Source organism: Mucilaginibacter phenanthrenivorans (assembly GCF_024721155.1).
Taxonomy (GTDB): domain Bacteria; phylum Bacteroidota; class Bacteroidia; order Sphingobacteriales; family Sphingobacteriaceae; genus Mucilaginibacter; species Mucilaginibacter phenanthrenivorans.
This window is the reverse complement of record NZ_JAHVAP010000003.1, coordinates 256,862-271,733: the sequence shown is the minus strand read 5'-3', so window position 1 is coordinate 271,733 and position 14,872 is coordinate 256,862. Positions and strand designations below refer to the sequence as shown.

Genomic DNA, 14,872 nt, shown 5'->3' with positions numbered 1-14,872 from the left:
TATACCAACAATTCCTTCCTGCCAAAAATAAAGATATGCTTTACTTTTTTATAAACTTTACCTGGTATAAATGCGGCCACCTTTTGCCGGTTACAAACAGCCGCTTACCTTTTTCATCCCAGGCAATCCCATTCAAAACGTTGTTACCGTTATCGTAAGTTTTTGGCCGATCAGCTAATGGATACAGGTTAGCCATATCCACCCGCTGTAATACGGCTCCCGTTTTTGGGTCGATCACTAATATTGTATCCCTCAGAAAAACATTTGAATAAAGTTTGTGGTCGATATACTCAAGCTCATTCACGCTGTCTATCCGGGTCTTATTATCATAAACATCTATATAACCGGTTTCATGGTAGTCATTCTTATCCAGGAACCAGATCCTGTTTGTGCTGTCGTCAATAAAGATCTTTTTGCCATCGTTACTTACACCCCAGCCTTCTACACCAGCGTAGTAAGGAAACGTACTCAGCCTTTTAAAGGTATTTTTATCATAAACAAAGCCAATTTTTTGCCGATAGGTAAACTGAATGATCTTGTTGCCGATCATCGTTAACCCTTCGCCAAAGTACTTGTCATCAAGTTTAATCACATGTTCGGCCTTCCCGGTTTCAAGGTTATTTTTTCTAAGTGTGGAATGCCCGGCGTTGCCCGTACTTTCATATAAATAGCCGTCATGGTATTCCAAACCTTCCGTATATGAGCTGGTGTCGTGAGGGTAAACTTTTTCAATCTTATAGGTGTATTCTTCCGGCGCCTTTGCCGGAAGCAGGAAGATGGTGGTAGATGCCTCGCTGCTGTTTCCGTTCAAGTACCATTTGGCAGTTATCAGGCGCGTACCCACCTTCATGGTGTCGGTGCCGAGCGTTATGGCTGATGAGTCCTTCACAGAAACGACCCTTACTGAATCAAGCGAATATATTACGGAATCAGGTTTTACATTTTCAGCGTTGTGGATTTTTATTACAACCTTATCACCTGTTTTATACCCGGCTCCTGCGAGGGGTGTCAGACTGACAGTGGCTTGCTTTGGTTCTTGTTTGCAGCTATATAACAGTATTATTATAAGCGCAACCGGGAATGTTTTTAGTAATTTATCCATCTTACATGGCTGTGGGCCAAAATGCGTCTTCTATGTGTTTTAGTATAAAATTGTTATTCCTGTCAAATAATATCGATATAATATCAAACCGTACTTCGCCCTGGTGGTTCATCAGGTAAATATATTCCTCCGCCGCTTCCACCAATAATCTTTGTTTGCGGGCATCTACAAAATCCTCCGGCTCGCCAAAACCGTTTCCGGTTCGGGTTTTTACCTCCGTAAATATAATTATCTTGTTTTTATACGCAATAAGGTCGACCTCTAACCGGCCATGCGTCCAGTTCTCATCCATAATCTCGTAGCCTTCCTTTTCAAGATGAGCTTTTGCGAGGGCCTCCCCGCGGCGACCAAGATCGAGATGTTGCGCCATTATTTCAAAATTACTGAACCCAAGTAATCCGAAATGGTTTTCTCCACCTTCTTCATGTGCATGTATTGATTGAGCAGGATCTCCTGGTCGGCTTCAGCGCTGGTGTTTTGCAATTCCTTACGTAACCCCTCCAATATTTTACCGACCTTTTGTTTTTTGAGATGGAAGATAGCGCCCAAAATGGTAGCCTTCATATTCACCTGTTCGTCATTCACCAGGATCTTGTGCATCTCGTACCAGTTTTCGCTGAGCGTATATTTCGTGGCGATCTGATTTACCGCAAGGTCAACAATTTCCTTGTCGGCATAATGGATAAAATATTGTTCATCTGGCAGCACGCCGTTCTCCACTTCCCTGCGATAAATTTCGACGAATACTTTGCAGGTAGTATTCTCAAACTCTACATCACTTAGCTCGGCTATCATAAACGGACCAATGTACGTGTTTGCGATGCCGTCCCAGTCTATCACTTTGTTGCCATAAAGCAACAATAACCGTATTATTTCCTTTTCCTGTGTAAACTCGTCCGCTCTTTCAATCCTTACTTCAGGCTCATCAAATTGCGGCTCATCAGCAGGCGCTGTACGAAAACCTTGCTGGCCATCCTTTTTCGCCTTCGCCGACCGCATTTTGTTCAACTCGGACAACAGCGCGCGCTCGTCTATCTGTAACTGGTAGCTGCATTCCTTTATAAATACCGATGCTTTTATTGAGTCGGGGATTTTGGCGATGCTTTCAACAATTTCCCTGATCACCTCAGCTTTTTTGATCGGATCGTTTCCGGCCTCTTTTAAAAGGATATCCGTTTTAAAGAGGATAAAGTCCTTTTTATTTTCGTCGATATGCTTCTTAAACCCGTTTGTCCCAAAGTTGCGGACAAAGGAATCCGGATCATGCCCGTCAGGAAACAGTACTACCTTTACGTTGAGACCCTCCTGTAAGATCATATCCAGGCCCCGGAGCGATGCCTTTATACCGGCTGCATCACCATCATATAAAATGGTTATGTTTTTGGTAAAGCGGCTTATCAGCCTGATCTGTTCAACAGTAAGCGAGGTGCCTGATGAAGCCACCACATTTTCAATGCCCGCCTGGTGTACCGATAGTACATCGGCGTAACCCTCCACCAAATAGCAATTATCCTCTTCACGGATGGCCTTCTTTGCAAAGAAAAGCCCGTAAAGTACATTTGATTTATGGTAAATCTCCGATTCGGGAGAGTTTACATATTTGGGAACGTTCTTATCGCTTTTTAGCGTACGCCCGCCAAAGGCTATTACCCTGCCTGTAAAGCTATGGATCGGGAACATTACACGCCCCCTGTAACGGTCATACAGCGAACCATTGTCACGTTTAACTGAGAGCCCTGTTTCCGCCAGGAATTCTTCCTGGTAGCCATCCTTTAGTGCCTGCCCGGTAAAGGCTTCCCATTGATCGGGCGAGTAACCAAGCTCGAATTTCTTTATCGTTTCGTTACTAAAGCCGCGTTCCTTAAAATAGCTCAGGCCTATACTTTGGCCCTCGTCAGTATCCAGCAGGCTTTCATGAAAAAACTTAGCTGCATACCCGCTTACGATCATCAAACTTTCGCGACGATTTTCCTCTTCGCGATTTTCCGTGCTTTCAATCGTTTCCTCAACCTCGATGCCGTATTTTTTGGCCAGCCATTTAAGCGCTTCGGGGTAGGTAAACTTCTCCAGCTCCATTAAAAAAGTAATGGCCGAGCCGCCCTTCCCCGATGAAAAATCCTTAAAGATGCCCTTCGCAGGTGATACCGTGAACGATGGCGTCCGCTCATTGGCAAACGGCGACAAGCCCACGTAATTGGCGCCGCGTTTTTTTAACTGCACAAACTCACCTATCACCTCCACAATATCTGTGGCTTCCATAATACGGTCGATGGTGGGTTTGGTGATCATTAATTAACGCAGTACCTAAAGTGTAATCACAAAAATAGCTTTTTTATGCCGCGTTAAAAAGATGATTTTGCTAAAGTGATGAGGGTGTGGAATAAAAAATTTAGCAGGGTTTTTTCAATAACGATGGGTTTAAAACTTACACCGTTTTTAGCGCAGGCCTGCGACCTACGCTGATTTGTTAGACCCCTTTGGGGTCAGGAACGGTAAAGGTTTCATTGCAATCCCAAGTTCTGAAGGGGCGAAGTTCGATAGCGCAGGTCGCAGGCCTGCCGTGTAATGCAAGATGTTGTATCCTGCCCACCCTTTTCCCTTTCCCCAAAAAAACATACCTTAGCTTGCCAACCCACAATTTTGCAATGAAAACGATTACCTGTTTATCCGCAGCTGTTTTAATTTGCAGCTTTGCTTTTGCCCAACAAATGAATAAAAAAACTATAGCTTACCCCGTTACAAAAAAGGTTGATACTGTTAACACCTATTTCGGCACCACAGTGCCCGACCCTTACCGCTGGCTGGAAGATGATCGCGCCGCCGACACGAAGGAGTGGGTTACAGAAGAGAACAAAGTTACCCAGGACTACCTGGGCCAGATTCCTTACCGCGACGCCATGCACGCGCGCCTAAAAAAGTTATGGAACTACGAAAAATACAGCGCTCCGTTTAAGGAGGGTAAATACACCTATTTTTATAAGAACGATGGCCTGCAAAGCCAGTCGGTTTTATGGCGGCAGGTGGGCGATGGAACGCCTGAGGTATTCCTTGATCCCAATAAATTTTCTGCCGATGGCACCACCTCTCTGCAGGGGATAGATTTCACCAAAGACGGCAGCATGGCCGCCTACCAGCTTTCAGAGGGTGGCAGCGACTGGCGCAAGGTGATCGTTATAAAAACCGGTGATAAAAGCATGATCGGCGATACGCTTATCGACATTAAGTTCAGCGGAATTGCCTGGAAGGGAAACGAGGGCTTTTACTACAGCAGTTACGATAAACCCAAGGCTGGTAGTCAGCTGGCAGGTATCACGCAATACCACAAACTGTTCTACCATAAGCTTGGCACACAGCAAAATACTGACGTGCTAATTTTCGGCGGCGACAAAACACCCCGGCGCTACATCGGTGCGTCACTTACTGAAGATGAGCGCTTTTTGGTGATCTCGGCTGCTAAGGAAACAACCGGCAATGAACTTTATATCCAGGATCTCAGCAACCCCAACAGCTTCATAATTAACGTAGTTGATAATTTTGACAATCAGCATGGCGTATTAGGCAATGTCGGCAGTAAGCTTTATATCCTGACTAATTTATATTCGCCTAATTTTAAAATTGTAACTGTAGATGCAGCTGATCCGAAACCAATAAACTGGAAGGACCTGATCCCCGCAACCAGCAACGTGCTGAATGCATCAACAGGCGGCGGAAAGATCTTTGCCGAATACCTGAAGGATGCAACCTCCCTTGTGTTGCAGTATAATATGGATGGCAAACTGGAGCGTACCATCACCTTACCATCAATAGGAACGGCAAGCGGTTTTGGCGCCAAACAGGAGGAAAAGGAAACCTATTATACCTTCACCAATTATGTGTATCCACCAACAATCTTTAAGTTGGATATTGCAACAGGGGCATCAACTGTGTATAAAAAATCCGGCGTTCAGTTTGATCCGGAACAATACGAAAGCAAGCAGGTCTTTTATCCATCCAAGGATGGAACAAAGATCCCGATGATCATCACCTATAAAAAAGGAACGGTGATGAATGGCAAAAATCCTTTGTTGCTTTATGCCTATGGCGGTTTCAGCATCAGCCTTACGCCAGCCTTCAGCACCTCGAACATTATTTTGCTGGAACATGGTGGTATTTACGCGGTACCCAACCTGCGTGGTGGTGGCGAGTATGGCGAAAAATGGCATAAGGCAGGTATTAAGATGAAAAAGCAAAATGTTTTTGACGACTTTATTGCTGCGGCAGAATACCTCATCAAACATAAATATACGTCTAAGGATTACCTGGCAATTTCCGGCGGATCAAACGGCGGCCTGCTTGTTGGTGCCGTAATGGCCCAGCGGCCCGACCTCTGCAAGGTAGCGTTCCCGGCGGTTGGCGTAATGGATATGTTGCGCTATAACCAATTTACCGCCGGCGCTGGCTGGAGCTATGATTACGGAACGGCAGAGGATTCGAAGGAGATGTTTGAATATCTTTATAAATATTCGCCTTATCATGCCTTAAAACCGGCCAGCTACCCTGCTACGATGGTTACCACAGCTGACCATGATGACCGCGTAGTGCCGGCACATTCGTTTAAATTTGCGGCCCGCCTGCAGGAATATCAAAAAGGTCCTGCTCCAACAATTATCCGCATCGAAACCAAAGCAGGCCACGGGGCAGGCCAAAGCACTGAGCAGGTTATAAGCGGGCAGGTTGATAAATGGGCCTTTATGTTTTGGAATATGGGAGTGGGGTTTTAGTGATTAGTTAATTGGAGATCAGAGATTAGGGGAGAATATTCTGCCGTCTACAACAACAATTATAACAAGTTAAATGAAAGTTAAAGTCTTATTTTTAATCACAGCCGTATTTTTTACCTGCTTACAGCATTCATTTGCCCAGGCTAAAAGAGACGTCAACATTGTATTTATTGGCAACAGCATTACCTATGGCGCCGGGCTGGATCCTGTAACTGAAGCGCCGCCTGCCATAGCTGTAAATTATTTAAAACAGCAGGGTAACATCGGAGACGTTGCTTTTGCAAACCAGGGGCATAGCGGCTACACCACCGTCGACTTCTTGCCTTCAACCCATGGAGTGTTTAAGGACGTGGAGCAGGCTGCACGCGCCTTTGCTAATAAACACGCTTTGTTGATATTTTCTATCAAGCTCGGCACTAATGACAGCGCCATTGAAGGACCGAGAGGCGCACCCGTGTTCCCGGAGGTTTACTACCAGAACTTGAAGGCCATTGCCGATAGCCTGTTGAAGGAATTTCCGGGATGTATCGTTATTTTTCAACATCCGATATGGTATAGCCCCAATACTTATAACGGCGCCAAATACCTGGCTGAGGGACTACAGCGACTACAAGATTATATACCCCAAATTGATCAGTTAGTTGCAGATTACGCAACAGCGTACCCAAAGCGTGTTTTTGTAGGCGACACTAAGGCATTTGATTATTTTAAGAAACATTCACTTACCGATTTGCGCCCGGAGAACGGCCATGCCGGTACGTTTTACCTGCACCCAAATAAGCAGGGCGCTGCTGCATTGGGAACATTTTGGGGCGAGGCAATAAATAAAGTGGTAAAGAAGGTTGCCAAATAGCTTCAATCGTGCCATGGATAAACAGAAGAGCCCCGATAATACCGGGGCTCTTCTGTTTTAATATAATGATATTGTTAGTCACGATCATGGCCTTTGTCACCACGATCCTTGTCGTGTCCATGTCCCTTGTCACCGTGTTCCTTTTGCTGACCATAATGATTTCCATTATCGTGCCAATGGTTACGGTAACGTTCGTCATGGCTCTCACGAATTATAGTCTGGTCATGACGGCCCCTGTAGCTGGCATATCTTGCCCTGATATCAGCATGATGCACCCACGGTGTAGGCTGATTAACAACAACCTTGTAGCTGTGATACCTGTCGAAATGATAACGTGGCGGCAATGCTACGTTACGCACCCAAACATTATTTTCATAATAAACATATTGATGAGCATTTACGTCATAGTACGCATCAACATCGGGCATGTAATAGTAGTCAGCATGATCATAACCTGTAGGGCCCCATTCGGGCTGGCTGCCTATGTTTAAGCTGATACGAATCTGCGCATCGGCTATTTTTATTGATAAACAGCTAAATATTAATGCTGCTATAAAAATTGACTTTTTCATAATATTAATTTTGTTTTTCTTTAGATACGAACTTATCATAAGCCGTTATTTTGTTTATAGCCCGATAAGTTTGTTTATAATTACGTATTGTTTAGATATAGACAGTTTTTTATCTGTTTAGTTTAGGCTGCCTCTGGCATCACACTATAACTATCTATACTTCAGCTACTTTATTTAAATCAAATAGGGTAAATCCTGTTATGCCGACTCAATTGAAAAGGGTAGAGAGCCCACCATGATAAAACTTTTCATTGTGTAATTCGCTGCTTTTTAGCTATGGGATGAAGGCACTTGACCCAGGGAAAATAAAAAAGGCCCCGTAAAACGGAGCCCATTAAAAACATTCGCTTTATTGGCGATTAAATGCCCTTATCATCATTTGGTAAGCTCGCAATCCTGTAAGCAGTGTTGCCATCAGGACCGGTTACCTTCTCGTAGTAAATATTGTTAGGCGAAACATAATATTTCTTCCCGTTCAATGTTACCTTGCGGCAATCATCGGGCAGCTGGTTTACAACGTCGCCAACCTGTGGGGCAGCAACGTCTGCGTTAGGATCGGTAACTGAATCACCCGTGTTTAAAACACCATCCTTACCGGCAACCACGTATATTTTTTTACCCTTGTCGTCAACGGTTTCTTTGTAATACACGCCGCTAAGCTCATAATACTGTACCCCGTCTATTTTTATTGGCTGTGCATCATCCGGCAGACTAGGAACGCCCGCACCAACCGGTGGTTCGGTAACCTGGTAGCCGCCATTATCATATGGGCTGTAAAACACGCCGCCATAATAATAATACAGGGATGATCCCCAGTAAAACGGATAATAACCAAACGGCAATACGCCTAAATAAAAGCCCAGGTGCGGATAACCATAATAGCCTAAGCCCGTGCGGTAAAAAGCACCGCCATGGTAACCTGTTGTGCCGCCAAGGTAGTTTCCTGTACGTCCGCGGTACGCGACAACTGCAGCGCTGGATCGTGAACTTACTGCAACATTGGCGCCAGTGGCCGGGCGTGAAACACCAATACCACTACTGCGAAAACCACCACTGAAGCCACCACCGCCGCCTGCACGGATGCCGCCACCACCACCGCCGTGGCTTGCGCCACGCTGTGCGCTGGCTGAAGCAACCGCCAACACAGAAAGCATCCCGGTTAAAAACAACCCTGATGCATATTTAAATAACCTTTTCATATTTTTATTATAATTATTTAACAGAAATTTACCGGTTTAAGTATCACTGTCTTATAAATTAAGCCGGACAGTATATTAGACAAAAAACCGGCGTAAAGGTTTAATGCCCTCTCAAAAATATTAATAAGCAAATTAAATTCCTAATTCGGCCTGTACAGGTAGTTTTTATTACACAATTTCAACAGCTCCGGGCGGAAAAACAAGCTTAAATGTGCTGCCCCGTCCCTTTTCGGATACTACTTCTATCCTAATGCTGTGAAATGCAGCTATCGATTTTACAATAGGCAACCCCAGGCCAAAGCTGTCCTGCAAAAGAGACTGCCTGAATTTCTTGAACCGGTTAAATATAAACGGCAAATCCTCGACACTAATGCCTATCCCGGTATCAGTTATGCTAACGGTAAAGGCATTATTTTCCCGTTCCGCCGTTATTCTTATCTCACCATCAGGATTGTTGTATTTTATGGCGTTGTTGATAAGGTTAAAAAACAAGTTGAACAGCAGGAACTTATTTACATTAACCAATTGCCAGTTAGTAGGCAGCGAAGTTTCATAGCTGATGTTTTTGTCCTGTAACCTGATGGAGATCTCGTCATAAACATCCTGCAAAATATCATGCAACGAAGCCCTATCTTCCTTTAAAAATTGTTCATTTTCAATCTGTGAGATCAGCAGCAATGTTTTAGTAATGCTTTTTAGGCGATTCAGTATTTTTTGCATCTCCAGCAACCGTGCCTTTACCTCGTCAACAATATCCTCCTGCTCAAACATGTTTTCGATTTTTGATTGCAGTATGGAGATGGGTGTCATCAGCTCGTGCGAGGCGTTTGATATAAACTCACGCTCCTTTTGGAACGTACTTTCAATCGTTTCTATCATTTTATGGATGCTCAGGTCAAGGTGTTGAAAATCGGAAGTGCTGGTTTTTACTTCTTTATACGAACCGAAATTCGGAAATTTTTGGCCGATGAGCTTTGTCTTGATAATCAAACCTAATGGCCGCAGTACGTAGGTAGAGTAGATCTGATCAGCCATGATGGTGAGCAATATCATCCCGACCAGTACCTGGAAGGCAAGGTTTTGCAGCGGGCGGGTGGTTTCGGTTATCGCATCAACACTGATGGCAATCTCCAGCAGGTATTTTTTATTCCCGGCTTTAAAGTTGTGGCTCAATATTCGGTATTCAATAGTATCACCCTGCAGGATCCGCTTCTCATTTTTTATGGTGTCCACATAGCCGGGAACGGAGTCGACATCCAAACTAACATAGTCCTCCTTAAGTGGCGTATACCAGCTGGCATCACTTTCGCCCGATTGAATATAGCTCTTGATCCCCTGGGTATCCACTATCTGCAGCAGCTTGTCCTTTTGTTTGCGCAGCTTATTGTCGGTATAGGTTTGGTTGATCTTTTTTATCAAACTCGGCAATAGCAAAACGAAAATGGTAACGATCACCAGTTTCGAGATGGTATTAAACAGCGTTAGTTTGGTTTTAAGCTTCATGTTTGATTAGAATCAAGATGACAAGAGTCAAGAATCAAGAAAAGTACGGTATCGATAAAAATTGCTTTATTTATTTTCATCTTGATTCCTGACTCTTAATTTCTTGCCCCTCTCTTCTCTAACTGTTTATTTTTATCTTATAGCCTAATCCGCGTACCGTCTCTAACCAGTCGGGCGGGGCAAAGGCATTCAATTTTTTGCGGATGTTTTTTATGTGCGCATCAATATAGTTCGAGTCGTAGTCATCATTAATAATGCTGCCCCAAATATGCTCACTTAATTGAGAACGTGTTAATGTGCGGTTTTTGTGCAATATTAGGTAGGCAATTAAATCAAACTCCTTTTTAGTGATGGTATTTACCTCGGCGTTAAGATAGGTAATGGTACGCTCAGTTAAGTTTATTATAAATCCGCCTAAATCAACCAAACTTTGGTTAAGGCCGAAGCGCCGCCGGGTAATAGCCTGCATCCGGCTTTGCAGCTCCAGTAGAGAGAATGGCTTAGGCAGATAATCATCAGCTCCAAGATCGAGCCCTTTGATGCGGTCATACACCTCTGCCCTGGCCGTTAATATAATACAAATAGCTTCTGAATTATTCTTCTTCGCCTCCTTAAGCAGGTCGAGCCCGTCGTAATCCGGTAGGCCAAGATCTATTAAAATAAAATCGTACAGGTTTACAGCAATCTTCTCTGAGCCCGAGACGCCGTCGTAACACACCTCACAGATGTAATTATAATTGGTCAGAAAAATCTCCAGCTCACCGGCAAGGGCCTTTTCGTCTTCAATTATTAAAACATTCATATATATGCTAGTAAAATAAGTAGTAAAATGTCATGTTAAAAAACACCTCATGTTTGTTTTTTAATTCGCCCTCCACATTTACCGGGATAGAATATTTCCAGGATGCTTCCAACGTGTAATGCGGCCTGTTATAAGCAATAGGTATTTTTACGCTGTAGTTAAGCGAATTAAAACGGCCATTGTTATATGGGTTTTGCGGTGAGCCTTCCGGAGCATGATCAATATCATAAAGCTCAAGCTTGTTAGGGTGGTCCAGTGAATATTTGTGCACAAAATTCTGCGTGCCAAATATGGCGCTGACAGATGGGTTAAACGACAAATAATCCTGGTCGTCAAAAATACTCCAGCTGGTTTCAATATATTTTGAAATATTGAATGTAACGAGGAAATCACTCGACTTACCAAAAAGATAATCGGTGGTGATGCTTGATTTGGCGATCTTCCAATCGTAGCTATTTTTGAAATTAATATCATTGGATGATGCCGACTTTATTACATTAGCGGCATCCTTATTAAAGAAAAAACGGCTGTAGCTTAAGGTTCCGGTTGCTTTTTTTGAATACTTGTAAAAATAGCCGGCGCCAAGGTCGATTTCATCAACAAGCGGATCATATCCCAACACCTTCATTGCGGAGGCATAAACAAAAACTCCCGACTTTGAGTTATAAATAACATCCGTACCCATAAAAGGATATCTAATCGGGCTTGTGCGGCCATAGAACCAAACATCATTCCCATAGTTGATCCCCACAGAAATTGACCGTTTCCTGATAGCCGAATCCGTATCTGCAACCGCGCGACTCCCCGGGCCATTGTAATGCAATGGCAAAGCCGATGCCGCGTTTACAGCAGAACCTATTACAGAAAGAAGCAATACAAAATAGTATTTCATTGGTTTTCGGTATAACGTCTGTTCGATCTGTTAATTGCCATTTCTCCTGGGTATTTCAGGCGGTCGTTCCAACCCTTCCGGCCGGCGCAGCCGTTTCGGCTTTACTTTGGGTTTGGAAGTTGCCGGATTGTCCTCAGGTTCAACCTTTTCAGGTTTCGGTTGTTTCCTAGCCTTGGCTACTTCCTTAATTTTCTTTTTTTCGTCCTGTTCCTGCTGTTTTTTAGTTTTTGCAGTATCAGTTAACGGATCTGCAAAAGGCAAACTTATCCGCAATTTATCAGAAACAAAATCAAAATGATGTTTTTTTATTTTAGCAGATGATAAACATGGTGCAAATATCAATAACAACACAATATACGCAAACCACTTTATCATTGAGGAGTAGAAAATGTTAAAATTCTTTTCAAACAGTAATTAATTAAGCATTACTTATTTAATTATTTGGCGTTAATACCATTACATAACGGTGCCGGCGTTACAAAGTTTAAATTGATCGGAATTTATATAACTGAGGTTTATTATAACAGCCATATTAGTGTTATACATACACTAATATGGAATAAAAATAGCTTTTATTTAGTCAAAAGAAAAAATAAAAGTTTAATTGATACTTACATTTTTTGATGTGTAAACGCGGTCATGATCATCAATGATCACGGCTGCCATTTGATTAAGCTGGTTAATTAAATATAAACCTGCATTAATGCCAATTGACAACACCGGGGTGGCCATTGCATCAGCAAACTCAGCAGTGGTGCTTATAATGCTTACACTTTTAATTTTACTTACCGGGAACCCTTTTTTAGGATTAAACGAGCCCAATAGTTTTTTGTCGATCACGGTAGCATACTTATCGGTATTCACCGATGTTGCTACGGCCATATTGCTGATATCGACATTTGCAAACGGCACGTTTTCCTGCGACGGATCGGCAGTTGCAACCGTCCATGGCTCGTTATCCGGTTGTGCGCCCCATGTTAGTAAATCGCCGCCTGAATTTATTACGCCGCTGCTAACTCCCTGTAATTGTAATACATATTTTGCCCTGTCGGCAGCATAACCTTTACCGTTAGCCGCAAAGCTGATGCGCATGCCCGGCTCCTTCAAAAACACTGTTTGAGCGGCGGCGTCAATTTCAACATTTTTATAGCTTACTTTAACAGCCGTTTTTACAGCAATTCCGCCATTCTGATTGTCTGAATTATTGTCTTTATCTGCGGTAAGATAGGTAATATCAAAAGCGCCGTAAGTAAGTTCTGAAATTTGCAAAGCACGATCAATCAGTTTAAAGATCTCTGCGTTTGTTTTTACCGGTTTAATACCTGCGTTGCGGTTTATTGTATTGATTGCGCTGTCTTCACTAAAAGCACTCAATAGTTTTTCAACCCTGTTAATCTCTGCCACAGCATCAGCAATCCGCTCGTCCGCCCACGATGGGTTATTTCCAACAACACTAATCTCAAACTGGTCGCCCATTAAGCGCAAAGAACGCCTGAAGATGATAGAGTTATTATGGGAGATACTTTTTACAGCCAGCATACGCGTTAATTTTTTAAACGTTAAACCATTAAATTTTAGGCCACTTTATTATTGGTTTTGTAGCCAACAATACAGAATACCGCTAAAATTTATATTGCTAAAGTAGCTGGGCTTTATGAAAATGAGATGAAAACCCCATTTCGAAATATGTAAAAGGGAACTTTCTCCATACCCGGAGCATAAAAAGACAAATGCATGACAGGGGCAAAACAATAAAAAGCAAATCACCCCCGCTTAGCGCGATGCATTGAGCACGCTCTTTATCAGCTGGGCCTTATCGTCGGTTAATGTAACCTTAAGATCGGGGAGTAAAAGGTTGTTCTTCAGGTCGCCACTTGGTCTTATCCATTGCTTTACACCAAAAAGTAGGTTTATTTTAGTGTTGGGCAATTTGGTATTGTACAATTCACCAAAGCCATTGGGGTGGCCTATCATAGGCGTTTCGCCGGCTATGATGGCTAAATGATTGTCTTTTATCCAGGTAGCCATCATCATGGCACTGCTGAAGGTGCCGTTGCCAACTATTATAAATACTTTTCCTTTAAAGCGTTTATCGTTGTGTTCAGGTGGAAAGGTAGTATCTGACGAAAAATGGAAGACTTTCCCCTCGGGCGCTTGTTTATAATAATCATCCGCCTCAACCTTCCATGATTTTAATAGGTTAATATAATCCTGGCTCCTTTTGAAATTCGAACTGAACCCCGCATAAGGCTTATTATTAAAACCATCGATCAGCATCCTGCCCACAACGGATTGCCCGCCACTATTTTTGCTAATATCGATAAAGAGGTATTGCGGATTATCCTTGTTTACCTGTTCAAATATCGCCGAGATCTTTTTTTGAATAGAATCGATTTGTTTTGGCGGGATATTGAATGAGCACGCTGTTACATAACCGGCATTACCAATTTTTTGATAGGCGATTGCTTCATTGCAGGCGTTGTCCCAGCCGGTCTGCTTGTTTAATTCATCCTTCCAGGTTTTTAGCGAAACGCCGGCCATTACAATATTCCTGCCATCCGCGGTTTTAACAACATAGCTTTTCTGAACGCCCGGCAGTGTCCAGGTATACAGATATCCAAATTGCATCAGCGCCTTTTCTAAACGCTGATCGGCGTAGCCTGAGGATAATAAGGCGCATTGATCGAGCAGCTCGGCTATCGGTTTATTATCGATTTTTGTAATGATGTCTCCAGAATTCAAGCTACTACCCGTGGATAATACCTTCTCAACCCGGTATGTGTTGCCGCGTTTTGTTAAGGTAATTGGCAAAAATACATCCTCGTGCTGATAACTTGCCCAAAGCAGCTTTTCGGGTAAATAAACCTGGGCATGCTCGTCACATAAGTGGGCAATAACCGGTTTAATCAATTTCAAAAAGGCGGTGGCGGTGAGCGAGTCGGTTAGTTTTTTATCAATAGCGCTAAAAAGCAGATCATACTGTGCCCGGCTAAATTCGGTATACGGATCAACATGAACAGTATATAACTGGTTTTGCAAATAGGCGAGGTCGCCTTTTAAAGCAGTTGCAGAAAATTTAGGCTCATTGGGCATCTGTCCATAAGTACAGATTGATGCTGTTATCATAACCAGCAGCAGAAATATCAGTCTTTTCATTTGCGTAATAGACGGGCGTTTTAATAAAAACGT

General features: G+C 43.2%; 13 protein-coding genes. 2 read left to right on the top strand and 11 right to left on the bottom strand.

From position 1 onward, the window contains the following. Positions 1-40: 40 nt before the first annotated feature. Genes KXD93_RS07770 through dnaG form a run of 3 tightly spaced genes read right to left on the bottom strand, consistent with a single transcriptional unit; the run spans position 41 to position 3,391 of the window. Positions 41-1,102 (bottom strand): glutaminyl-peptide cyclotransferase, encoded by a 1,062-nt coding sequence (locus KXD93_RS07770; protein ID WP_258136417.1) that lies wholly within the window; start codon positions 1,100-1,102, stop codon positions 41-43. 1 nt (position 1,103) lies between these two features. Next, complete coding sequence (locus KXD93_RS07765; protein ID WP_258136416.1) at positions 1,104-1,472, bottom strand: YraN family protein; 369 nt, start codon at positions 1,470-1,472, stop codon at positions 1,104-1,106. Further along, complete coding sequence (gene dnaG / locus KXD93_RS07760; protein WP_258136415.1) at positions 1,472-3,391, bottom strand: DNA primase; 1,920 nt, start codon at positions 3,389-3,391, stop codon at positions 1,472-1,474. Before dnaG ends, KXD93_RS07765 begins: the two co-directional genes overlap by 1 nt. A gap of 356 nt (positions 3,392-3,747) precedes the next feature. Between dnaG and KXD93_RS07755 the strand changes: the two genes are divergently transcribed. Both KXD93_RS07755 and KXD93_RS07750 read left to right on the top strand, forming a co-directional pair. Then, entirely contained in the window at positions 3,748-5,862 is a 2,115-nt protein-coding gene (locus KXD93_RS07755; RefSeq protein ID WP_373417349.1) for a prolyl oligopeptidase family serine peptidase, read from the top strand. Positions 5,863-5,935: 73 nt separating this feature from the next. Then, positions 5,936-6,715: an SGNH/GDSL hydrolase family protein gene (locus KXD93_RS07750; protein ID WP_258136414.1), complete on the top strand. Its 780-nt coding sequence runs from the start codon at positions 5,936-5,938 to the stop codon at positions 6,713-6,715. A gap of 74 nt (positions 6,716-6,789) precedes the next feature. Here KXD93_RS07750 and KXD93_RS07745 read toward each other — a convergent pair whose 3' ends face one another. The 8 genes from KXD93_RS07745 to KXD93_RS07710 form a co-directional block, all read right to left on the bottom strand. Further along, the gene (locus tag KXD93_RS07745) at positions 6,790-7,287 is read right to left on the bottom strand and encodes a hypothetical protein (RefSeq protein ID WP_258136413.1); all 498 of its coding nucleotides are present in this window, start codon (positions 7,285-7,287) and stop codon (positions 6,790-6,792) included. A gap of 359 nt (positions 7,288-7,646) precedes the next feature. Then, positions 7,647-8,486, bottom strand: coding sequence for a DUF6515 family protein (locus tag KXD93_RS07740; RefSeq protein WP_258136412.1), 840 nt, complete (start codon positions 8,484-8,486; stop codon positions 7,647-7,649). A 168-nt stretch (positions 8,487-8,654) separates the two neighbouring features. Beyond that, complete coding sequence (locus tag KXD93_RS07735) at positions 8,655-9,989, bottom strand: sensor histidine kinase (protein ID WP_258136411.1); 1,335 nt, start codon at positions 9,987-9,989, stop codon at positions 8,655-8,657. A 118-nt stretch (positions 9,990-10,107) separates the two neighbouring features. Beyond that, positions 10,108-10,791 carry a response regulator transcription factor gene (locus KXD93_RS07730; RefSeq protein WP_258136410.1) on the bottom strand — a complete coding sequence of 228 codons (684 nt, stop codon included), beginning with the start codon at positions 10,789-10,791 and terminating at the stop codon, positions 10,108-10,110. 7 nt (positions 10,792-10,798) lie between these two features. Next, positions 10,799-11,683: a hypothetical protein gene (locus KXD93_RS07725; RefSeq protein ID WP_258136408.1), complete on the bottom strand. Its 885-nt coding sequence runs from the start codon at positions 11,681-11,683 to the stop codon at positions 10,799-10,801. Between the two features lie 30 nt (positions 11,684-11,713). Further along, complete coding sequence (locus tag KXD93_RS07720; protein WP_258136407.1) at positions 11,714-12,058, bottom strand: hypothetical protein; 345 nt, start codon at positions 12,056-12,058, stop codon at positions 11,714-11,716. 225 nt (positions 12,059-12,283) lie between these two features. Further along, positions 12,284-13,222: an FAD:protein FMN transferase gene (locus KXD93_RS07715; protein ID WP_258136405.1), complete on the bottom strand. Its 939-nt coding sequence runs from the start codon at positions 13,220-13,222 to the stop codon at positions 12,284-12,286. 234 nt (positions 13,223-13,456) lie between these two features. Then, positions 13,457-14,839: a S41 family peptidase gene (locus KXD93_RS07710; RefSeq protein ID WP_258136404.1), complete on the bottom strand. Its 1,383-nt coding sequence runs from the start codon at positions 14,837-14,839 to the stop codon at positions 13,457-13,459. Positions 14,840-14,872 lie beyond the last annotated feature (33 nt).

Coding starts and splice junctions, on each gene's coding strand:
- KXD93_RS07770 (WP_258136417.1), bottom strand. CDS start 1,102: ATGGATAAATTACTAAAAACATTCCCGGTTGCGCTTATAATAATACTG.
- KXD93_RS07765 (WP_258136416.1), bottom strand. CDS start 1,472: ATGGCGCAACATCTCGATCTTGGTCGCCGCGGGGAGGCCCTCGCAAAA.
- dnaG (WP_258136415.1), bottom strand. CDS start 3,391: ATGATCACCAAACCCACCATCGACCGTATTATGGAAGCCACAGATATT.
- KXD93_RS07755 (WP_373417349.1), top strand. CDS start 3,748: ATGAAAACGATTACCTGTTTATCCGCAGCTGTTTTAATTTGCAGCTTT.
- KXD93_RS07750 (WP_258136414.1), top strand. CDS start 5,936: ATGAAAGTTAAAGTCTTATTTTTAATCACAGCCGTATTTTTTACCTGC.
- KXD93_RS07745 (WP_258136413.1), bottom strand. CDS start 7,287: ATGAAAAAGTCAATTTTTATAGCAGCATTAATATTTAGCTGTTTATCA.
- KXD93_RS07740 (WP_258136412.1), bottom strand. CDS start 8,486: ATGAAAAGGTTATTTAAATATGCATCAGGGTTGTTTTTAACCGGGATG.
- KXD93_RS07735 (WP_258136411.1), bottom strand. CDS start 9,989: ATGAAGCTTAAAACCAAACTAACGCTGTTTAATACCATCTCGAAACTG.
- KXD93_RS07730 (WP_258136410.1), bottom strand. CDS start 10,791: ATGAATGTTTTAATAATTGAAGACGAAAAGGCCCTTGCCGGTGAGCTG.
- KXD93_RS07725 (WP_258136408.1), bottom strand. CDS start 11,683: ATGAAATACTATTTTGTATTGCTTCTTTCTGTAATAGGTTCTGCTGTA.
- KXD93_RS07720 (WP_258136407.1), bottom strand. CDS start 12,058: ATGATAAAGTGGTTTGCGTATATTGTGTTGTTATTGATATTTGCACCA.
- KXD93_RS07715 (WP_258136405.1), bottom strand. CDS start 13,222: ATGCTGGCTGTAAAAAGTATCTCCCATAATAACTCTATCATCTTCAGG.
- KXD93_RS07710 (WP_258136404.1), bottom strand. CDS start 14,839: ATGAAAAGACTGATATTTCTGCTGCTGGTTATGATAACAGCATCAATC.